Raw genomic sequence first — 22,566 nt, 5'->3', positions numbered from 1 at the left:
GGGTATCTAGCCTTTTTTGTTTTTATAAAGCAAAAGTGGACAAACTTTCCATTTTATAATAAAATAAAAAAAGCTACTAAGACAATGATTTAAAAGTAGCTTTAAGTGTAATTGAAATATTTGATTTTCTTATTTCTATTATACTTGATTTATTTTTGAAGTGCAATAATAGGAGGGAAGTATGGCATATAATTATAATGAAAACTACTTTTTAGTAGTAAAACCCAATATTAAAAATAATAAAAATATTAGAACTCCACAAATTGAAGCTTATTATAAAATTATGGAGTATTATAGTAATGAATATAAAAATAGAAATTCGTTGATAGTTTTACCAACAGGAGTTGGCAAAACAGGTGTAATGGCGATGGCACCATTTGGATTAGCTAAAAAAAGAGTTTTAATAATAACACCAGCAACTTCAATAAGAGATACAGTTTTAGAGGCTATAAGCCCAGATAATCCAGAAAATTTTTGGTATAAATGCAAAGTAATAACCCCAGGGTTTATTTTACCTAATGTTATTGAATATGAAGGTTCTAGTACTCCTATTGAAGTATTAAATTCTGCTAATATAGTTGTATTAAATATTCATAAATTACAAGAACGTTTAAATTCTTCATTAATAAATAGAGTAGGAAATGACTTCTTTGATCTTATAATTATAGATGAAGCCCATCACTCTACAGCTATGACATGGGTTGAGTGTGTAAATTATTTTAAAGAAGCAAAAGTATTAAAGCTAACAGGAACTCCGTTTAGAACGGATGGAGAAAAGATAACTGGAGAATTAATATACAAATATTCATTAAGTAGAGCTATGGTTCATGAATATGTTAAAAGTTTAAGTAATATAAAATATGTACCTGATGAATTGAAATTAACAATAGATGGAGATAGTAAGCTATATACAGTTGATGAAATTTTAGAGTTAGGATTAAGAGATCAAGATTGGGTTACAAGAAGTGTTGCATATTCAAAGGAATGTTCTGAAAAAATAGTAGATGAAAGTATTAAGGCTTTAGAGGAAAAGTTAGAAAACTCATCAATACCACATAAAATAATTGCAATAGCATGTAGTATTAAACATGCTAAGGATATAGCTGAAATATATGAATCTAAAGGAATAAGTACGGCAATAATTCATAGTAATTTAAGTAAATATGAAAAAGAAAAGGCATTTAAAGATATAGAGAATCATAGAGTAAAAGCAGTTATAAATGTAGCGATGTTAGGTGAAGGATATGATCATAAATATTTATCTATAGCTGCTATATTTAGACCTTTTAGAAATGAATTGCCATATGCACAATTTATAGGTAGAGTATTAAGAAAAATTAATGAGGGAAGTGCTAAAGATAATATAGCTAAAATAATATCTCATCAACATTTATATTTAGATATATTATGGGAAAAATATAAAAAGGAAATTCAAGAAAGTGAAATAATAAAAAACCTAAAAGATTATGACGAAATTTTAGATTATACTTTTGATGATAATACTCCTAGAAGTGATAGACAAGAAGTGGAATATGGAACAGTTATAGAATCTAATAAACACTCAATAATGGAAGAAACTTATTTAGATACAGAACTTATCAATAAAAGTAAAGCAGAAGATAAGGTTTTAAAAGAAAAATTAAGGCAATTACAAGAAGTATTAGGAGTTAATGAGGAACAAGCAAAAATATTATTACAACAAACACAAGTCAATAAAACTCATCTAGGAAGACCAGATTTATTATATAAGAGCAAGAAAAGGAATTTAGATGAAGAGATTAGAGAAAATATAGTTCCTAAATTTATAGAAAAGTTTGATATAAATCCAGATTTAGATGATTTAAAAGATTGCGGATTATTTATAGGGAAATATTGGTGGATTCCTAATAATATAAAAGGTAATAAAGGGAAAAATACAGCAATGCTAGCTATGTATTATAATAGTTATCTTAAAAATGCAGTAGGATTACCAAGAAATGAATGGTCTGATGCGGATTTTGATAATGCATTTAGAAAATTAGAAATGTTGAATGAAGTTATTGATGAAACTTTAAATACGTATTATAATGAAAGAAATAACTAATTTATTTTATTTATATAAATTTTAATGGAGGTGAAAAGAATTAAAATGTTTAATGAAATATATGACTTAACATATTTACCTTTGCTTACTCCTTACAATTTAATAGATAATTTAAAGTTAGATAACTATACAGGAATAAGTTATATTAAAGTTGAAAATGGCATATTAGCTGAAATAACATGTTATATTAATGAAGTTCTTATGAAATTTTACTATGAGTTTAATAGTGAAAATTATTTAGATAATATATACTATTACGAAAATGAGCAAAAAGAATATTTATTTAATAGGAAAGATATGTTAGAAGGATTAAGAAGTGAATATATTAATACTAAAAAAGTAGGAAATATGTAAAAAGAGAGAATAAGTTTAAGAAACATTTTTATAAAAATACAAAACAATATCCTAAATAAAAAGCACCAGGAGCAATCCAGGTGCTTTTATCATATCAAGACTAAAAGTATCATAATAAAACTTTTAAAAAGTTCATAATGAACCACAATCTATATTTAATTATTTATATTTATTATATATTAGCTATATAATTAGCTAATACACTTCGTGATTTGCTTATATATAAAATAAAAAGGCCTTAGATTACACTAAGACCTTTTCTCCCATTTAATATCATAACCAAGTATATCGGCAATCTCTAATACTTCACTATATTTAAGAGATTCTCTTCTTATTTTGTTTGATAAATTTTGCATAGTAAATTCAGTTCCAGTACGTTTATTCAATTCTTCAGCTATATCAGTTATTGTAAAGCCATTTGATACTATATAACCTTTGATTTCATCTTTTAGAGCCATATAAACACCTCCTATGATTAAAATTATACCATAGAGTTTAATAAATAACAAAATAATTTAAAAATACTTAAATAAGTTTAATATAAATATTGACTAATTAAACTCTATGGTTTAAAATAAAATTATAAATAAAATATATAAACAAATATGTATAGGAGGTGACTACAAATGCAATTCTTAAAATTATCACATGAATTAATAACAGATAAAAATATCACATCTAATGAATTTAGAGTATACACATATCTTTTAAGTTTATATAATGCAGAAAAACAATGTAGTTATCCTTCGATTGATATTATTTCTGAAAGACTTAATATATCTATCTCTACAGTAAAGAGAAGTATAAAAAGACTTGAAGAACTTGAATATATTTCTATAGAAAAAAGAAAAGGGTTAGCAGGTAATTTTAATATTTATAAAAAATTAAAACATCTTATAACTACCAAAGTAATTAATAAAAAAGATAAAACTCCTAAAGTAGGAATTGATAGTAATGGAGAGAAACCGTTAAATGGACAAATTTCAGTTGAAGAAGCTTTAGAAAATATTGAGGAAGAGCCAAGGGTTCAAAGTAAACAAGCTTCTATAGATAATCATAATAATGTTAGAATGGCTAGAGCAGTTACAAATATAGATAATAGTAATTTTGCTAAAAAGATATTAACTATAGCTGATGAAGAGTTATTAAGAGAAGCTATAAGAAATTTTAAGAAGAGAAGAGGTAGAAATGCAACATTCTTAATTCAAATGTTAGTAGATGAATATTATAAAGCTGGAATAAAGTTCTCACAAGGAATGTTGAATTTATTAAGAAAAGGACTAAAGTTCCAAAATATAGATCAAGTAAGTGTAGCTTATTGTTATTAAAAAAGTTTTAGATTTTAAAAAGCGGAATAAAACAAGAGGAGCTATTTAAGTAAAATAATAGCTTATGAAATTATTCAGAGAGAGGTGGAATTAAATGTTTGAAAATATACCACATGATCTATTAGAAAGATTTAATAAATATCATGAGAAAGCTAAAATCTTAGATTTTAAAATTAAAGAAGATGATTGTTTTAAAACAGAAACAATATATTATGAGTATTTTAATGTTCTGGGTGCATTAAAAAAGACTACTTTTTTAAATAATGGTCATATTTATATTAATGATAATTCTTTACTTGCAGGAGACATACAAGTATTTTTAGAAAAAGCATATGGTTTAGGTAACTCTTTGTAAATGATCTTTAAAAATTTAATAATACTGTATTAATAAAATTATGTTATAATTATATTAATATTTTTTATTACGGAGGGGATAAAATGCAAGAAGTTAGAACGAGACAGGCACTACCATCAGTGTATTACAGAAATTTATTAGGAAGTGCAATTTGTACTTTTAATTCAAATAATGCTTTTATTATAGAAAATATATTAAGAAATGATAATGACTCTTCTTATAATTGGAGTGATTTAATTAATGTATCATCAGGAGAATTACTTGCTCCAATAAGTAAAACTATAACTAAGAATTCTAATACTAAAATTGCAAGAAAGTTTGAAGGTATTTTATCTAAAAGAAATAGAATTATTCATAGCTTTCAAATTACTGATAAAGATGGAGAGCAAAGATTAGCAACAAAAGATAAACATAATAATCAATTTGTTATTACGGAGAATTATTTAATAGAATTTATTAAAGAAAATGAAGAATTAAGTTCAGAACTTCATAAATTTAGAGGATACTAGATAAAAACTAATTAATATAATTATTTATTGAAAGACTTAATTACTTTAATATAGAACATATCATATATTTTTATTTTAAATTAGTAAAAAAATAGAGAAGAAAATTGCAGAAAAACTAGATATATTTCAATAATATATCTAGTTTTATTTTATATAAAATGCGAACGTATGTTTGCAATACGAACAAATGTTTGCTATAATTAATATAAATTATACAAAGGATGTGATATTTTGTTAAAGCCGCCTATTTGTAGAGTTGGAGGAAAATATAAACTAAGGAAAGATATTATAGATTTGATTCCAGAGCATACATGTTATATAGAACTGTTTTTTGGAGCAGGATGGGTTTACTTTGGAAAAGAACAGAGTAAGATAGAAGTTATAAATGATATAGATAAAGAATTAATTAATCTATTTAAAATGATAAAATATCATTCTCCAGAGATAGAAAGATTATTAGAGTATGAGTTTTCTGGAAGAGATATTTTTGAAGAGTATAAAAACTACAATGTAAATTATTTAACTGAAATACATAGAGCTATTAGATTCCTATATTTAATAACTCAAAGTTTTGCTGGTAAGGGTAAGGTGTATGGATATGGAACTACAACTAAGCCTAGTCAAAAAATATTTTATAAAAATATGTTAAATGATATAAAGGAAAGATTAAGTAACACATATGTAGAGAATTTAAGTTTTGAAAAAATTATTGATAAATATGATAGAGAACATAGTTTTTTCTTTTGTGATCCTCCGTATTTTGAAACTGCAGGATATGATAATAAGTTTGAAGAAAAAGAACATATTATTTTAAGAGACAAGCTTAAAAGTTTAAAAGGTAAATTTTTATTAACTATTAATGACCATGAAAAAGTGAGAGAGTGGTATAAAGGATTTAATATAAGAGAGGTTGAAGTTAATTATTCAGTTTCGAGATCTGCTGAAGGAAGAGGCAAATATAAGGAATTAATAATAACTAATTATTAAAAGAATTGTTTGAAGAGGTAGAAGTCATGGATAATATTAAAGAAATAGATAGCTTAAATATAGTTGAAGCATGTTCAGATCTAAAGTTAGTAGGATTTATAAATGGGAAGGAGCAAACTATTGAAATTGATAAAATCTGTAAAGCTATGATTATTGGATATTTAAGCAAGAAAAATAGAATTAAACACTAATTTATATATTAATGAGCCGTAATAGGCTCTTTTTTATTTGTATTAATTTATGTAAAATAATGTTATGATTTTGAGGAGGAGAGTGATAAGCATGTCTAAAGAAAAAGTTGTAAAAACAAATGCAATGAGAATACTAGATTCAAAGAAAATAAATTATGAAATGATTACTTATGAAAGTAAGGATGGGAAAATAGATGGTATATCAGTAGCACATAAAATTGGAATAGATGAAGCAAATGTATTTAAGACTTTAGTATCACAAGGAACAAGTAAAGAGTTGTATGTTTTTGTTATTCCTGTAGCAGAAGAATTAAGTTTAAAAAAAGCTGCTGTAATAACTGGTGAGAAAAAAATAGAAATGATTAATGTTAATGATATTATGAAGTATACCGGATATATTCGTGGAGGGTGTTCACCAATAGGACAAAAACGTGAATATAAAACATTTATACATGAGAGTGCTAAAGAATTAGAGTTTATTATTGTTAGTGCTGGAAAAATTGGATATCAAATAAAAATAAATCCTAATGATTTAATAAATGTAGTATCGGGAAATTTTGAATATATAATAAAATAATTTAGTGCATAAATAAAAAGTGGCGGTTGTTCAGTAATAGGGCAAAAATGTGAATATAAAACATCTATACATGAGAGTGCTAAAGAATTAGAGTTTATTATTGTTAGTATTGGAAAGATTAGATATCAAATAAAAAAACGTTCTAATAATTTAATAAGTGTTGTAAATGTGAGTTTTGAGTTTTTAATAAAGTAATAATTATATAAGTAAAAACGTATAATTTAATCCAATTTATATTATTTAGATATATAAATAAGTCACAAATTAAAATATAAATAAAATTGTATTAAAAAGTAAAATATGGTAATGTTGTTGTATCAAAAATTATTTTAAGGAGAGAGAGTATGGATATAAATGAAGCTATTTTTCATATATTAAATGGAGATGCGATATTGTTTGCAGGTGCAGGTTTTTCTCACGGTGCAAAAAATATTAATAATGAAGAATTTCTTCTTGGAAATGGATTAAGTAAAAAAATGATAGATGATGCTGATTTGGATGAAGATGATTTAGATTTAGAGTATATTTCTGAACTATATATTGAAGAAAAAGGAATAGATATGTTTATTTCGTTTTTAAAAAAGGAATATATTTGTCAAACATATACTGATAGTCAGAAAATAATTAGTAATTTACCTTGGAAAAGAATTTATACAACTAATTATGATAATATTATTGAAAAAGCATCTTTAGATTCTGGTAAATATAGACCTACAATTACTGCGAATGATAAAATAAGATATTATAATAATAAAAATGATGTAGTAATTCATTTGAATGGATATATAGAAAAATTAAATGAAGATACAGTATTTAATGAATTTAAATTAACGAATGAATCATATATGAGTAAGGAAATCGTTAATCAATGGAGTTTTTTATTAGAAGAAGATTTGAATAATTCAAAATGCATTATTTTTGTAGGTTATTCTCTAGAATATGATAGGTCTATTCAGGAATTAATAGCAGCTACAGAAAAATTAAAAGAAAAATGTTTCTTTATAACATTTAACCCAAGCAGAAAAAGCTTAAGGCTTATGAGAAAATACGGACAAGTATTAGAAATTGGAACTGAAGGGTTTGCTGAAAAAATACAAGAAATAAAAAAATGTTATAAAGAAAAAACTATAAAACCTAAACTAATGTGTTTTAAAAAATTTAACCCTAAAGAATATAAAAGCTCAGAATTTTTAGATAAAGATACAATGGACCTGTTGTTTTATGGAAAAATAAATTATAACCATTTGGTTAATAATTCTAAGAATGAATATATTATAAAAAGAGATATTACTGATAGAATAGTTAAAGAGCTTTTAGCTGATGTTGAATTAGAAATAATAACCTCAGACTTAGGGAATGGAAAGACTATATTTCTAGAATATTTAAAAAAGGAACTTTCAAATTATGGAGATATATATACATTAACAGAAATTAATAGTTACTTTATTGATGATTTAGATATAATAAGTAAAAATACAAATCGAAAGTTTATATTTGTAGAAAATTACAATTTATATTTAAATTCAAAATATTTCAAGTATTTTAATTTACATAAATCACAGAGTATGAAATTTATTTTTTCAGCGAGAAGTTATATTAATGATAATTTTTATGTTAAATTAGCTGACAAGCTACAAATTCATGAAAATAATATTTCTATTAATAATATTAACAAACTTTCTGATAATGAAATAGAAAAAATGATTAATTTGATAAATGAATATAACCTTTGGGGAAAAAAGGCAAATGATACATTCAAAAAGAAAAAGAAGTTTATTGTTGAAGAATGTAATTCTCAAATAAGAGATATTTTACTTTATCTATTTGAATCAGAGGTAATATCTAAAAAGGTTGATAAGATAATAGATAATTTAAAAACAAAAAAAGAGATAAAAGAATTAATAATAATTGTGTTTGTAAATAGCATTATTAATTTGAATCTAACTTTAGAAAATATATTATTGATTCTTGGTATTCCTAGATTGAGTGCTAGTATTACAAAACATAATAATATAAATGAATTATTTAGCTTTGGTTCTAATGAAATTTCTATAAAATCATCTATAGTAGGATATTATATTTTACAGAATAATAAATTTGATTTGGAAGTAGTTGATATATTAGTTAAAATGATGATAAATATAAATAAACAAACTTATATTTATAAATATAGAGAAATAATGAAAATAATATTAGCATTTTCAAATCTAAGAATTATTTTAAACTCAAAAGCTGAAAATTTTGCTGAAAATATTATTTCTTTTTATGAGAGAACAAAAAATTTAGAGTTTAATAAAAATAATCCATTTTTTTGGTTACAATATGCTATAGCAAGAATGGATATTAAAAATTATAAAGAAGCAAAGTTATATTTAGATTCTGCATACGCATATGCAAGTAGTGAAAAAAGTTTGGATGCATATCAATTAGATTCTCATAAAGCACGATTTTTATTAGAATCAACATTGTTTTATAATAATCGTGATGATGCATATAAAAATTTTATGGATGCGCATACGTTAATTTATTATAATAGTAACAAACCAGCTAATTTACATTATCCTTTAAAGCAAGCTATATTTTATCATGAATTTTATGTTAAATTTTATGAATATTTTGATCAAACTCAAAAAGCAATGTTTTTATTTTGTTGTAAACAAATAAAGGATAAAATTAATGAATATAGTTCGGCATTAAGAAAAGAGGGAAGAGATAAAAATATAGATATACAAAAGATAGATAGAAAAATAGACTATGTAATTAGTGATATTATAAAGGAGATTAAAGAAGAGCCTGTACTAGTTTGATAAAATATATTTATATTAAAATAATTGATTATTAGTATATAAATAAAAAGTGGTGGATGCTCACCAATTGGAATGAAAAAGTTTTTTAAAACTGTTATAGATATTTCAGCTGAAGATTATGACACGATTATATTTAGTGCTGGAAAAATTGGATATCAAGTAGAAATGTCTCTTTCTGAGCTTTCAAAAGTAATAAGATTCACTACTGCAGACATTATATAAATTATGCATAAATTTAGTTAGTAGTTAAGGATCAAATTGCTAGTAGTTTTTTTTGGTTATATATTTTTAGAATTCAGTTAGCTGAATTTATTCCTTAACTACTAACTGAAAAAAGTGAACAACACTTTTTTTAGTTAAACAATTGCTTGAGAATCAGATTTGATGAAGCTTAATAGTGATTCGGAATCTTTATAACCTTTATTATAAAGTTGTAGTAAATTTTCTGATTTTTTAGTTAATGTATTTACACCACAGCAATCAGCAGGAGCTATTATTAAAGCTTTGTTTTGAGATTGATATTTTAATGCTATTTCAATACCCTCGTTATATTTTTTATGTCTATTAAGAAGTTTTTGAGAAGCAATTGGATAAGTTTTATTAAGTAATTTTGCTAATATTCTATCAGTTTTATCAGGTTCATCAAAGCCAACAGGCTTAGTAAGTATAAGTACTATTTTATCACATCCATCATTAATAGCTTTTTTTATAGGAAGAGGGTCTGAAAGGCCACCATCAAAATAATTAATACCATCAATAGTGTAGGGCTTACAAACAATAGGTATACAACAAGAAGCTTTAAAAACATCATAGTCATCCTTAGATAATGAACTTTTATCAAAATAAATAGTATCTCCGGTTAATGAATTAGTAGCTACAATTTTAAAAATACTATTTGATTTTATAATTCCATCATAATTAAGGGGGTTTTCACAATTAGAATTTGAAAGTCAACTATAAACATAATCTAAATCAATATAAGAACCATTCCTAAAAAGGTTGTGAAAGCTCATATATTCTTTTCTAAAAATGTATTCAGAGTAAAACTTTAAGTTTCGTCCCTTTTGTTTTCCTAAAAATGATGCAATATTAGCACTTCCAGCAGAAACACCTATTCCATAATCAAAATTAATATTATTATCTAGGCAAAAATCAAAAACTCCTGCGCCATATATTCCTCTAAGTCCACCACCTACATCAATAACTCCTATCAAAGATATAACCTCCTTTAATAAAATTCCAAAAATAACCATAAAGATATTTTATATCATTAAATTTAAATAGTAAATAATTTGAAATATTTAGGGGATTTGTAATATGGAAAGGGTTGAGGAATGCTAGTGTTATATTGTACCATTTAAGTAGTAATAAATAATTAAATATATTATTAAAATAATTAGGAGATAAGATATTAAAAGCTGATTTTTAATTTGATGAATTAACGATATATTACTAATATATATTATGTGAAATGGTAATTGGTTATTATAATGCAAATACAAGATAAAGAATGGGTATTGGAGGAGAGAGTAGATTAATAATGAGAAAATATGATATAAAGGATAAATATAAGAAGATTAATAAATGTCTTGATATTATAGGATTAATTTTAGCTGTAGCATTAGTAATTATGACTTTTATATACTGGGGAAAGGCACCAGATATAATACCAACTCATTACAATTTTAAGGGGGAAGTTGATGCTTATGGTTCTAAAAATACAATATTTATTTTGTTGCCTATAGCATTAATGAGTTATATAGGAATAGCAATTTTATCTAAGTTTCCACAGGTATATAATTATCCGGTTGAAATAAATCCAAGAAATAAAGAAAAGCAATATTTAATGGCAAGTACTTTTATTAGGGTACTAAATGTAGAAACAATAGCAATTTTCTTTTATATTCAAATGAGTATATCAACAGCAATGAGTAGTGGTAAAAATTTATCAATAATATTTTTGCCTATATCTTTATTTATCTTATTTGGTAGCATTGGATTTTATATTTATAAAGCTATTAAGTATAAATAGTAAAAAGTGAAGTAGAAAAATAAATCTACTTCACTATGTAAGAATAGAAAGTAATGCAGTAAGTTATAATAAAGAAATGATACCACTTAGTGAAAGTATAAAGTATGCTGTAGCACCGTTAAAAGTAAGTGCTAATGATAAAAATCAAAGTATAGAGTTAGCGCTTAATAGTGAAGGATATTATTTTCATGATAAAAAGTGGATTGCTGAAGGCTTAAGTAATATAATAAAAAATGCTATAGAGCATACTAGTATTGATGGGGAAATTAAAATTATTCTTGAAGAAACACCTATGTCTATTAGTATTACAATAGGCGATAATGGTGAAGGTATAGATGAATGTGAACTTAAAAATATATTCAAGAGGTTTTATAAAGGAAAAAATTCTATAAATCCTAAGAGTATAGGAATTGGATTATCACTAAGTAAAAAGATAATGGAAGCTCATGGTGGAAGTATAAATGTAAAAAGTGAGCTTGAAAAAGGTACAATTTTTAATATAATATTCTTGAAAGTAATAGTATAAGGAGAAGAACATGACAAAAGATAAAGTTGAAAAATTAATGGAAAGCTATGATACATTAGTAGAATTAGGAGTAATATTTCACTATGGTAGTGAAGAAATAGAACAAGGAGAAATTACTAGTATCGAATTTACTGAAGATGATACTGTTAAGATTGAATTGGATGAATTTACTGAGGTTGAAGTTAATTTAGAAGATTTTATAGAAAATCACACTAAAGAAGGAAATAACTATCATACTTGGAATGTAAGTAGAGAGTTTGATAATTTATTAGAATCTTAATAAAAAATGCACACCATTTTATAGGTGTGCATTTTTTATATTAATTAGTAATAACATCTTCTTCATTTTCTATTTTAGATTCTTCATTTTTAAGTTTGACTGATTCCATATGCCAACGCCCTTTATCATCTTCGATAAAAGTTCCAATTAAATAAGTCTCTTTGTAAGGTTTTTTATAAGCAAATCCATAAGCTTCTATTTCAACAGTATTATTAGTTTTAGATAATACAGAAAAAGAATCAACTTCAATAAGTCTAAGATCTTTATCTTTCCAATGTGTAAAATAATAATCTAGAGAATAAATAAAATCAGAACATCTGAAATATACATACATATTTTTTATGGAGGTTCCTATAATAAGTAGTGATAGCAATATAATACAGAGTGTTGCAAACTTTTTAGTTTTTTGAATACGTAGTTTTTTACTGCGTAATTTTTTACTACGTAATTTAATTACATTTTTATTTTTTAATGTATTTACAGTATCCATAAAGCTACCTCCATTAAAGAAACTATATATTTATATATTACCATAATATGTAAATAAGTAAAGAAAATATTGTATATTTAATACACTAAACTTATAATGAAGATACAATAAATTAAAATACAAATTAAAAAAGATAAAGATAAGTAAAAGGAGAATATTATTATGGATTATTCAAGCTTAATATTAATGGAAAAAGATAAAGAAACAGGTTTTGTAGTTAAGGAAATTGGAAGTTACAATGTATCTGAAGGTGCAGAGTATATAAAAAGCTTTTACGTTTTAGATGATAAAGTTTATATAAAATTTGATACAAATAAAGATGTTGAAGAATGGGAATACTCTGCAATATATGATGTATTTAATATGAACTTATTTGAAGAAGAAGGATTTGAAATTGAAGAGGTTGAAGATGAATATAATCCTACATATTTAGTAAAATTTAAATATGAGGATAATCGTGAGTACATAAGTGAAAAATTAGCATTATGTATTGATTTAATCGAAGAAGCAATGGAAAAAGCTTTTAGTGACATTGAAGGCAAAGAAGAAGAGTATAATTAGAAGGGAGGAGCCTATAAAGATAGGCTAGGAATTGATATGGAAAGTAAGGTTGTGAAGAAAAGAGAGGAAATACAAGAAAAGGATAAGTGGACTGTAAATGAAATTTATTCTAGTGATGAGGCTTGGGAAAAGGAGTATAAGGAATTACAAGAAGAAGCTCCCAAACTAAAAGAATTTGAAGGCAAATTAGGAGATGGCAAAACTTTAATTGAATATTTTGAAGTAAACGAAAAAATTTCAAGAAAAGCAGAAAAAGTATATATATATGCTCATTTAAGAAGTGATGAGGATACTAGTAATACAACTTATCAAGCAATGATGAATAAAATAGATGCATATATGGCTGAATATGCAACATACACAGCTTATGTTGTACCAGAAATTTTATCACTTCCAGATGGAACAATTGAAAAGTTAATGAATGAATATAAGGAATTAGAACCTTATAAATTCTTATTGGAAAATATATTAAAAGAAAAACCACATGTATTGAATAAGCAAGAAGAAGAATTATTGGCTGCTGCTTCAGATTGTTTAGATGCACCGTCAGCAATACACAATATAATGACTAATGCAGATATGAAGTTTGGAAATATCAAAGATGAAGATGGAGAAGTAGTTGAATTAACAGAAGGGAATTATTCTTCATTTATAAAATCAAAAGATAGAGAAGTTAGAAAAGTAGCATTTGAAAAACTATTTGGTGAATATAAAAACTTTGAAAATACATTGGCAACAACATTATCTAGTTCTATTAAGGTATTTAACTTTGGGGCAAAAGTAAGACATTATAATAGTGCATTAGAAGCATCATTAAAGCCTAATGATATTCCATTAGAAGTTTATACTAATGCAATTGCAACTATAGATAAAAATTTATCATCACTTCATAGATATGTAGCATTAAAGAAAAGACTATTAGGTGTTGATGAAATGCATATGTATGACTTATATGTTCCAGTTATTGAAGTGCCTAAAGAAAGAGTGGAGTTTGATAAAGCCGTTGAAATGGCAGTAGAAGGGTTACAACCTTTAGGTAAAGAATATTTAGACATATTCCAAGGTGGAATAAATGATGGATGGATAGATAAGTATATTAATAAAGGAAAACGTGGAGGAGCTTATTCATGGGGCGGATATGATACTAAGCCATATGTTTTATTAAATTATAACTATGAACTTAATGATGTATCAACATTAGTACATGAAATGGGTCATTCAATACATTCTTATTATTCAAGAAAAGAACAAAGTTATTATTATGCTGGATATACTTTATTCTGTGCTGAAGTTGCATCAACAACAAACGAAGCATTATTGATCCACCATTTAATAAATAAAGAAACTGATAAAAAGAAAAAGCTTTATTTAATAAATCAAGAATTAGAGCAAATAAGAACTACAGTATTTAGACAATTAATGTTTGCAGAATTTGAATTATATACACATGAAAGTTTTGAAAAAGGTATTCCACTAACTGCAGAAGATTACAATGCAAAGTGGCATGAACTAAATGTTAAATATTTTGGCCCAGATATGGTAGTTGATAATGATATCGATATTGAATGGGCAAGAATACCACATTTTTATAGTGATTTTTACGTATATCAATATGCAACTGGTTATGCAGCAGCTTCAGCATTTGCTAAGAGTATATTAAATAATGAACCTAATGCAGTTGAGAAATATGTTGGATTCCTAAAGAGTGGTGGAAGTGATTATCCAATAGAAATTTTAAAGAAGGCAGGGGTAGATATGACTACATCTAAGCCTTTAGAAGCAACAATTGACAGATTTAATGAATTGTTAGATATGTTAGAGAAAGAAATATAAGTATGAATAAATTAGAAAAAACATTATTTGAGGATTTAACCAAACAGGCTGGATTTTACATTAAGGATTATTATAGTGAATATTTAAAAAATAATAAATGGATTGCTATAATGGAAAATAAAGATTTTATTTATGCAGTTATAGTATGTAAGGATAATGAAAGTAATTTTGAATATTACGAAGCAAGGGCCTTTCTAGAAAAGCATTATTCTTTAAGGATAGTACTTAATGTAGTAATTTGTGCAATAGGAGAATATGAATCATTTATTCATCAGGGATATAATAAAATAATTTATTCAGAAAAAGAACAACAAGTAGTTTACAGCGATAATAGCTGTAAACCACTTGTTTCTATTCTTAATAATAGTAAACAAAAAGAAATAAAGAAAAAGTTAAAATATAAGGATAATCTAATCACATATATATTAATTGCTATAAATGTTTTAATATATTTATTAACAGCAATTATATCTAGAAATATATATGATATAGATTCATATACTCTTTTAGTATTTGGTGCAAAGGTAAATGAATTAATAAATAATGGACAACCGTGGAGGTTAATAACATGTGCCTTTTTACATGGAGGATTAGCTCACATAGCATTTAATATGTATGCATTAAAAATAATTGGTTCAGAGGTAGAGTATGCTTATGGTAAGGTTAAATATATCGGAATATATTTAATTTCAGCTATAGGAGCTAGCTTGTTTAGCTATATATTTAATTCAGACTCTATAAGTGTAGGAGCATCTGGAGCAATATTTGGCTTATTTGGAGCCATGCTTATGTTTGGAATTGAAAATAGAGACAGAATAGGAAAAGAGTATATAATAAATTTATTTAAGGTTATAGTTATAAATATTATAATAGGTGTAACAATAAGTAATATAGATAATTCAGCTCATATAGGTGGATTAATATTTGGAATGATTTCAGCGCTCATATTAAAAAATAAGAAAATATACTAATTTTCAAAGGAGTTTTCTAATGAGATTTGTCAAAGATAAGGCTCTTATAATAAATATAATCACAATGGTAATATTAATAATTACAGCAGTATGCAATTTCATATTTTATGATGGAAGTAAGTTATTTAGAATAGGGTTAATGGCAGTAGCATTATGGCTTATGTATTTTGTTTATAAAAAAACATTTTTAAGAAAATCGAGAATAAGTTTTTATTTAATATTTTCTTTTATAGTTGGATCAATGTATTTAGGAAATGTTTTTAATTTTTATGAAATAATTCCGATGTATGATAAAATATTACATTTATTATCGGGAATTATTGTAGGAATGATAGGGTTTATATTGTTTTTACATATAACTGATGGAAAAGGAATGAGCACATGTAAAAGATATGCACCGGTGTTATTTTCTATTATATTTTCTATAGCAGGAGCGGCTGTTTGGGAAATATGGGAATTTTCAACGGATCAATTATTTGGTTTTTTATCACAAAATAATAGTTTGCATGATACTATGTGGGATATTATTTGTGGTTCTATAATGGGGATTATTTCAAGTATACCAATTTATTTATATATTAAAGGTAGAAAAATTAAATATATAGAAAAAATAATTGAAGAGATGAAGCAATAAATGAAAAGTAAAAATAATGGGTTAATTTCATTATTTTTACTTTTTTGCTTCGTTATTAAGAAAAACTTAAGGAAATTTATAAGTAATTGTTAACAAAAAATTAACTCTTTATAAAATATATATTATATAATATAGTTATGGAAAGAATATTAATAAGGGCAAAAATACTATGGGGGATGAAATGGTTGAATATTTTAGAAAAAATAGATAAAAGAGCATTGGAGTACATAAGTGAAAAGTGTAAAACAAAGACACTTGACAAAGTTATGCCTATTATAACGATGATGGGTAATTTAGGAATTATATGGTTTATAATATCAACATTATTAATTTTAAAGGTTGAGTATAGGGTTGTTGGTATTGGAGTAATTTTAGCATTAGCATTAACAACAATAATTGGAGAAGGGGTAATTAAACATATAGTGAAAAGAAAAAGACCCTTTGAAGAAAATGAAGAAGATTTATTAATTAATAAACCAATAACATATTCATTTCCATCAGGACATACAGCCTCTTCATTTGCTGCATTAGCCGTATTTATTCAAATGAATAGTAAGTTAGGATTAATAGTAAGTCCAATTGCAACTTTAATTGCATTTTCGAGAGTTTATTTAAAGGTTCACTATCCTACTGATGTTATATTTGGAATGATGCTAGGATTTACATGTGGTATAAGCGTAGTAGGGTTTATGGGTAGGATAGTATTTTAATATTTAATTTTATGATATAATGGTTAATTGACTAATTAAGTAAATTTAATTGTTAGGGGGACTTTAAATGAATATTCTTATTTTGTCTGCATCTACTGGAGGCGGACATATGAGGGCATCTAAAGCAATAGAGGGTTATATGACCCAACAAAATAAAGATATTAATGTGAAAATTGTAGATAGTTTATTATATATTAGTCCGATATTAAATAAAACAATAACATCAGGATATGTATATTTAGCAACCAAAACTCCTAAATTATATGGAAAGCTATATGATTTAACAAATAAGGAGCATAGGCTAGCAAACTTTGTTACAAGATTAAATAACATATTTGCTAATAAGCTTTTACCATTAATAGATGATTTTAGACCGGATGTAATAATTACTACACATCCATTTCCAACAGAAATGGTTTCAAGATTAAAATCAAAAGGAGAAATAAATATACCATTAATTTGTATAATGACAGATTATGCACCTCATAAGGCATGGATAAACAAGAAAGTTGATGCTTATATTGTTGCTAATGATGATATGGTAGGAAAAATGATTAATGAAGGTGTAGATGTTAATACTATTTATCCATATGGAATACCTATAGATGAGGTATTCTTTGAAGAAAAGGAAAAGCAATTAGTACTAGAAGAATTAGGATTTGATAAATCATTGCAAACTATTTTGATGATGGCAGGGAGCTTTGGTGTAACTAATGTATTTGATGTATATGAAAATATAATAGATATTGATTTAGATTTTCAAATTATTTTAGTTACAGGAAGAAATCAGAAGCTATATAACCATTTTGAAAAGGTAATAGATGATAGTCCTAAAAAGACTAAATTAATATATTTTACTGATGAAATCAATAAGTATATGCAGGCCTCTGATATAATCATTACTAAACCAGGGGGATTAACTGTTACAGAAGCTTTAGCATGTAACATACCAATGGCTGTGTTTGATGCTATACCAGGTCAAGAAGAGGAAAATGCAGAGTTCTTATTAAAGCATAATATGGCGGTAAGAATTAAGGACGGAGATAGCTGTAGAAATTCTATAGTAGAATTGTTAAAAGATGAAGGCAAATTAGAAAATATGAAAGAAGCTTGTAAGTCTTTTGATAAAAATGATTCTACTAAAAATATATTTTTGTTAATAAATGAACTTATAGCTAATAATAATTTAATAGAAAATGATAATTAGCGTATATAAATTTAATATTCCTCTGTTGACTAGACAGAGGAATATTTATTTTTATATATTTTTTTATAAAATATTTAAAAAGTTTATTTGAGTTTTATTTAGATTGTAACTTATTTGAAATTGATATTTTAATAAAAATAAGATTAGGATAGTGGAAAAGTTAAAAAAGAAGATAAATAATTATATTTATATGGGAAAGATAAGTAAAATAGTGTAATATTATAATTGGTAATAAAATTTTAAGGGGGTAAACTTATGACAGGAAAAGAATATGTTTTAAGTGTATTAGAACAAGTAGAAAAGAGAAATAGTAATGAAAAGGAATTTTTGGATGCAGTAAAAGAGGTTGCGCTTTCTTTAGTACCAGTATTTGATAAACATCCAGAATATATCAGAGAGGGTTTACTAGAAAGAATTGTAGAACCTGAAAGACAAATAATGTTTAGAGTACCTTGGGTTGACGATGCCGGAAATGTACAAGTAAATAGAGGTTATAGAATTCAATTTAATAGTGCAATAGGGCCTTATAAAGGTGGATTAAGATTCCATAAAAGCGTTAATGCAAGTATAATTAAATTTTTAGGATTTGAACAAATATTTAAGAATTCATTAACTGGTTTACCTATAGGTGGAGGAAAAGGTGGATCTGACTTTGATCCTAAAGGAAAGTCAGATAGAGAAGTAATGAGATTCTGTCAAAGCTTTATGGCTGAATTATGTAAGCATATTGGTTTAGATACCGATGTACCAGCAGGAGATATTGGTGTTGGTGGTAGAGAAATTGGTTATATGTATGGATATTATAAGAAAATAAGAAATGCAAATGATCAAGGTGTTTTAACAGGAAAAGGATTATCTTATGGTGGAAGCTTAACAAGAACTGAAGCAACTGGATATGGTTTAGTTTACTTCACAGATGAAATGATGAAGGATAATGGACTTTCTTTAGAAGGGAAAACAGTTGTAATTTCAGGATCAGGAAATGTTGCTATATATGCAACTCAAAAAGCAACAGAATTAGGGGCAAAAGTTGTTGCGTTAAGTGATTCAAATGGATATATTTATGATGAAAATGGAATTAACCTTGATGCTGTGAAAGAAATTAAGGAAGTTAAAAGAGGAAGAATAAAAGAGTACTTAGATTATGTTCCTACAGCAAAATATACTGAAGGATGCAGAGGAATCTGGACTATTAAATGTGACGTGGCTCTTCCTTGTGCAACACAAGGAGAAATAGATGCAGAATCAGCTAAAATATTAGTTGAAAATGGAACTAAAGTTGTTGCTGAAGGTGCAAATATGCCATCAACATTAGATGCTATTGAAGTATTACAAAGTAATGGAGTATTATTTGGGCCAGCAAAAGCTGCTAATGCAGGTGGAGTTGCTTGCTCGGCTTTAGAAATGTCTCAAAATAGTATGAGAATGGCTTGGACATTTGAAGAAGTAGATGCTAAGCTTAAGAGTATTATGATTAATATTTATAATAATTCTGCAGCTGCAGCTAAAGAGTATGGGCATGAAGGCAATATCTTAATGGGAGCTAATATAGCAGGATTTAAGAAAGTTGCTGATGCTATGATGGCACAAGGAATTGTATAATAATTTGAGTTTATAATATATTTTTAAAAATCAAACTTTCATTTAGTGAAAACTATAAGAAAGTTTGATTTTTTTGCGTAAATAAAAAGTATATTAAATTGAATGAGATAGGAAAAAAGTAAAGACATGTTAAAAAAATGAAAATAAAATTTTTGAAATATTTATAATAAAAGAAAAAAGATTTGATGGGAAAGTTTGATTTTAATTTTAAATTATTTACTATAAAGTTTGTACTTATAGATTTTTTGAAATATAATGCATTAGTGTAAGTAAAATACTTTGTATTTTTAAATAATAAGGATAATATATAAATAAGTTAAGCAAATGAATTAAACTAAATTAAATTTTTGTAATGGCTAATTACTATATAATAGATTATAATTAAATACCGTGAAATATAAAGGATTTAAAATTAAATAAATAAAAAATTTCTTTTAAATAAAAAAATATGATAAAATTATAGGGTTAATAAAGAACATTAGTTTGATTTTGATATTAGGAAGCTATATAATTATATCTAAATTATTACTTAAATGTGAATAGGTTATAATTTTGGAGGTTTATATGAATAATGAAGTTAATAGTAAATATGATGTAATGGATTTGACATCTTTAGAAAAACTGGAGCCTGTAAGAGTAAGACCAGGAATGTATATAGGGTCAACTGGAACAAAGGGATTACATCATTGTATATGGGAGATTTTAGATAACTCCATAGATGAAATATCTAATGGATTTGGCGATAAAGCAACTATAATTATAAATAAAGATAAAAGTGTAACTGTTATAGATAACGGTAGAGGAATACCTACAGGAATTCACCCTGTTAAAAAGAAATCAGGGGTTGAAATGGTATTTACTGAATTACATACTGGTGGTAAGTTTGATAATAAAAATTATAAAACTTCTGGTGGATTACATGGTGTAGGTGCTGCAGTTGTAAATGCATTATCTAAATGGTTAGAAGTTGAAGTTCATCAAAATGGGAAAATTTATAAGCAGCGATTTGAATATGCTTATGATAAAGAATTAAAAAAAGATATGCCAGGGACAGCTGTTACAGCATTAGAAGTTGTAGGAAAGGCTAATGATACAGGTACAAGAGTAACATTTAAACCTGATAATGAAATATTTTCAACAACAGATTTTAAATTCGATATCATTGATGAAAGATTACAAGAATTAGCATTCCAAAATAAAGGAATAAGATTAGAGCTTATTGATAATAGAAAAGATGAAGAAGTCAGAAAGGAATATTATTCAGAAAGAGGATTGCTTGATTTTATCGATTATTTAAATGAAAGTAAGACTCCGATTCATGCAACTCCTATTTTATTTGAAGGAGAAAGAGCAATAAATAATATTTCAATGTATGGTGAAGTTTGTATGCAGTTTACAGACTCTACAACTGAATATATTGCAAGTTATGTTAATAATATTCCAACGACAGAAGCTGGAACTCATGAATCAGGCTTTAAGACAGGTATGACTAGAGCGTTTAAAGAATGGGCTAAAAAGTTAGGGCTTGTTAAGGAAAAAGATAAAGATTTTGAAGGTGATGATTTAAGAGAAGGTATGACAGCAATTGTTAGAATAAAAATAACTAATGCTGTTTTTGAAGGCCAAACTAAAACTAAACTTGGAAGTTCTGAAGCTTATACTATGATGAATGATTTAGCTTATACTAAGCTTTGTGAATGGATAGAAGATAATAAAGAGGTTGCTTCAAGTCTTATAAATAATGCACTTGCAGCTGCGCAAAGAAGAGAAAAAATTAAGAAGATTAATGAAGCTGAAAAGAAAAAAATAGGTAAAGGTACTGCACCATTAGCAGGAAAAGTTGCAGTATGTACTTTAAAAGATAATACTGTTAATGAATTTATCGTAGTTGAGGGAGATTCTGCGGGAGGATCGGCAAAGCAAGCTAGAGATAGAAGATTCCAAACTATTATGCCTTCTAAAGGTAAGATAATGAATACTGAAAAGCAAAAGCTTGAAAATGTACTAGCATCTGAAGAGCTTAAAATATTTAATACAGCTATTGGAACAGGGACTTTAGATAATTATAAAGAAGAAGATTTAAAATACGATAAAATAATTATTATGAGTGATGCTGATGTAGATGGATTCCATATTAGAACTTTATGGATGACTTATATTTATAGATATATGAGACCTTTAATAGCAAATGGTCATCTTTATTTGGCACAACCTCCTTTATATAAAGTTTATAAAACTACTAAAGGAAAAGAAATATCTAAATATGCATATAGTGATGAAGAACTAGAAAAAGTTAAGAAGGAAATAGGAAAAGGTGCTTTAATACAAAGATATAAGGGATTAGGAGAAATGAATCCAGATCAGCTTTGGGATACAACTTTAAATCCAGAGACACGAACACTTTTCCAAGTTACTATTGAAGATGCTGCAAAGGCAGAGAAAATGGTATCACTTCTTATGGGAGATGTAGTTGAACCAAGAAAGAATTATATGTATAAGTATGCAGAGTTTTAAAGCAAGGAAGGAGAT

General features: G+C 25.9%; 25 protein-coding genes. 21 read left to right on the top strand and 4 right to left on the bottom strand.

Features of this window, described 5'->3' with window-relative positions:
- Window positions 1-181 precede the first annotated feature (181 nt).
- The gene (locus TY07_RS01710; RefSeq protein WP_042394390.1) at window positions 182-2,083 is read left to right on the top strand and encodes a DEAD/DEAH box helicase; all 1,902 of its coding nucleotides are present in this window, start codon (window positions 182-184) and stop codon (window positions 2,081-2,083) included.
- 45 nt (window positions 2,084-2,128) lie between these two features.
- Complete coding sequence (locus TY07_RS01705) at window positions 2,129-2,437, top strand: hypothetical protein (protein ID WP_042394385.1); 309 nt, start codon at window positions 2,129-2,131, stop codon at window positions 2,435-2,437.
- Between the two features lie 248 nt (window positions 2,438-2,685).
- On the opposite strand, the gene TY07_RS01700 is transcribed toward TY07_RS01705, so the two are convergent.
- Window positions 2,686-2,895 carry a hypothetical protein gene (locus TY07_RS01700; RefSeq protein ID WP_042394384.1) on the bottom strand — a complete coding sequence of 70 codons (210 nt, stop codon included), beginning with the start codon at window positions 2,893-2,895 and terminating at the stop codon, window positions 2,686-2,688.
- 168 nt (window positions 2,896-3,063) lie between these two features.
- On the opposite strand from TY07_RS01700, the gene TY07_RS01695 reads away from it, so the two are divergent.
- The 8 genes from TY07_RS01695 (at window position 3,064) to TY07_RS01665 (ending at window position 9,413) form a co-directional block, all read left to right on the top strand.
- Entirely contained in the window at window positions 3,064-3,765 is a 702-nt protein-coding gene (locus TY07_RS01695; protein WP_042394382.1) for a helix-turn-helix domain-containing protein, read from the top strand.
- A gap of 94 nt (window positions 3,766-3,859) precedes the next feature.
- On the top strand, window positions 3,860-4,120 hold the full coding sequence (locus TY07_RS01690; RefSeq protein WP_042394380.1) for a hypothetical protein: 261 nt from the start codon (window positions 3,860-3,862) through the stop codon (window positions 4,118-4,120).
- Between the two features lie 83 nt (window positions 4,121-4,203).
- A complete protein-coding gene (locus TY07_RS01685) occupies window positions 4,204-4,629 on the top strand; it encodes a hypothetical protein (RefSeq protein WP_042394378.1) in 426 nt (141 codons plus the stop codon).
- A gap of 231 nt (window positions 4,630-4,860) precedes the next feature.
- Window positions 4,861-5,616 (top strand): DNA adenine methylase, encoded by a 756-nt coding sequence (locus TY07_RS01680; RefSeq protein ID WP_042394377.1) that lies wholly within the window; start codon window positions 4,861-4,863, stop codon window positions 5,614-5,616.
- A gap of 26 nt (window positions 5,617-5,642) precedes the next feature.
- Window positions 5,643-5,807 (top strand): hypothetical protein, encoded by a 165-nt coding sequence (locus TY07_RS17935; RefSeq protein WP_157029112.1) that lies wholly within the window; start codon window positions 5,643-5,645, stop codon window positions 5,805-5,807.
- 91 nt (window positions 5,808-5,898) lie between these two features.
- Entirely contained in the window at window positions 5,899-6,384 is a 486-nt protein-coding gene (gene ybaK, locus TY07_RS01675; RefSeq protein ID WP_042394376.1) for a Cys-tRNA(Pro) deacylase, read from the top strand.
- Window positions 6,385-6,728: 344 nt separating this feature from the next.
- Window positions 6,729-9,191: an SIR2 family protein gene (locus TY07_RS01670; protein ID WP_042394373.1), complete on the top strand. Its 2,463-nt coding sequence runs from the start codon at window positions 6,729-6,731 to the stop codon at window positions 9,189-9,191.
- 72 nt (window positions 9,192-9,263) lie between these two features.
- On the top strand, window positions 9,264-9,413 hold the full coding sequence (locus TY07_RS01665) for a YbaK/EbsC family protein (RefSeq protein ID WP_367657472.1): 150 nt from the start codon (window positions 9,264-9,266) through the stop codon (window positions 9,411-9,413).
- Window positions 9,414-9,547: 134 nt separating this feature from the next.
- Here the strand turns inward: TY07_RS01665 and TY07_RS18795 are convergent, their stop codons facing one another.
- Together TY07_RS18795 and TY07_RS18505 are read right to left on the bottom strand one after the other, a co-directional pair.
- On the bottom strand, window positions 9,548-10,039 hold the full coding sequence (locus TY07_RS18795; protein ID WP_341349566.1) for a DUF6363 domain-containing protein: 492 nt from the start codon (window positions 10,037-10,039) through the stop codon (window positions 9,548-9,550).
- Window positions 10,040-10,141: 102 nt separating this feature from the next.
- Window positions 10,142-10,405, bottom strand: a complete 264-nt coding sequence (locus TY07_RS18505; RefSeq protein ID WP_242833217.1) for a patatin-like phospholipase family protein — start codon at window positions 10,403-10,405, stop codon at window positions 10,142-10,144.
- Window positions 10,406-10,731: 326 nt separating this feature from the next.
- Here TY07_RS18505 and TY07_RS01655 point away from each other — a divergent pair, with 326 nt between their 5' ends.
- From TY07_RS01655 to TY07_RS01645, 3 genes are all read left to right on the top strand, one after another.
- Window positions 10,732-11,223, top strand: coding sequence for a DUF1648 domain-containing protein (locus tag TY07_RS01655; RefSeq protein WP_042394698.1), 492 nt, complete (start codon window positions 10,732-10,734; stop codon window positions 11,221-11,223).
- Window positions 11,224-11,299: 76 nt separating this feature from the next.
- Complete coding sequence (locus tag TY07_RS01650; RefSeq protein WP_052330574.1) at window positions 11,300-11,749, top strand: sensor histidine kinase; 450 nt, start codon at window positions 11,300-11,302, stop codon at window positions 11,747-11,749.
- Between the two features lie 10 nt (window positions 11,750-11,759).
- On the top strand, window positions 11,760-12,029 hold the full coding sequence (locus tag TY07_RS01645) for a hypothetical protein (RefSeq protein WP_042394368.1): 270 nt from the start codon (window positions 11,760-11,762) through the stop codon (window positions 12,027-12,029).
- A 40-nt stretch (window positions 12,030-12,069) separates the two neighbouring features.
- On the opposite strand, the gene TY07_RS01640 is transcribed toward TY07_RS01645, so the two are convergent.
- The gene (locus TY07_RS01640; RefSeq protein WP_042394365.1) at window positions 12,070-12,519 is read right to left on the bottom strand and encodes a hypothetical protein; all 450 of its coding nucleotides are present in this window, start codon (window positions 12,517-12,519) and stop codon (window positions 12,070-12,072) included.
- 162 nt (window positions 12,520-12,681) lie between these two features.
- Between TY07_RS01640 and TY07_RS01635 the strand changes: the two genes are divergently transcribed.
- From TY07_RS01635 to TY07_RS01600, 8 genes are all read left to right on the top strand, one after another.
- Entirely contained in the window at window positions 12,682-13,080 is a 399-nt protein-coding gene (locus TY07_RS01635) for a DUF6762 family protein (protein WP_042394361.1), read from the top strand.
- 36 nt (window positions 13,081-13,116) lie between these two features.
- Window positions 13,117-14,913 (top strand): oligoendopeptidase F, encoded by a 1,797-nt coding sequence (gene pepF / locus TY07_RS01630; RefSeq protein WP_042394357.1) that lies wholly within the window; start codon window positions 13,117-13,119, stop codon window positions 14,911-14,913.
- A 2-nt stretch (window positions 14,914-14,915) separates the two neighbouring features.
- Entirely contained in the window at window positions 14,916-15,884 is a 969-nt protein-coding gene (locus TY07_RS01625) for a rhomboid family intramembrane serine protease (RefSeq protein ID WP_042394354.1), read from the top strand.
- 19 nt (window positions 15,885-15,903) lie between these two features.
- Complete coding sequence (locus TY07_RS01620; protein WP_042394351.1) at window positions 15,904-16,518, top strand: DUF2238 domain-containing protein; 615 nt, start codon at window positions 15,904-15,906, stop codon at window positions 16,516-16,518.
- Window positions 16,519-16,694: 176 nt separating this feature from the next.
- The gene (locus TY07_RS01615; protein WP_042394347.1) at window positions 16,695-17,228 is read left to right on the top strand and encodes a phosphatase PAP2 family protein; all 534 of its coding nucleotides are present in this window, start codon (window positions 16,695-16,697) and stop codon (window positions 17,226-17,228) included.
- Between the two features lie 67 nt (window positions 17,229-17,295).
- Window positions 17,296-18,435: an MGDG synthase family glycosyltransferase gene (locus TY07_RS01610; RefSeq protein WP_042394345.1), complete on the top strand. Its 1,140-nt coding sequence runs from the start codon at window positions 17,296-17,298 to the stop codon at window positions 18,433-18,435.
- A 255-nt stretch (window positions 18,436-18,690) separates the two neighbouring features.
- Entirely contained in the window at window positions 18,691-20,037 is a 1,347-nt protein-coding gene (gene gdhA, locus TY07_RS01605; RefSeq protein WP_042394341.1) for an NADP-specific glutamate dehydrogenase, read from the top strand.
- Window positions 20,038-20,601: 564 nt separating this feature from the next.
- A complete protein-coding gene (locus tag TY07_RS01600) occupies window positions 20,602-22,551 on the top strand; it encodes a DNA gyrase/topoisomerase IV subunit B (protein WP_042394338.1) in 1,950 nt (649 codons plus the stop codon).
- Window positions 22,552-22,566: the final 15 nt, after the last annotated feature.

The sequence above is a fragment of the Clostridium saudiense genome, from assembly GCF_000577815.1.
Lineage (GTDB): Bacteria > Bacillota > Clostridia > Clostridiales > Clostridiaceae > Clostridium > Clostridium saudiense.
This window is presented reverse-complemented; position numbering and strand designations above follow the sequence as displayed.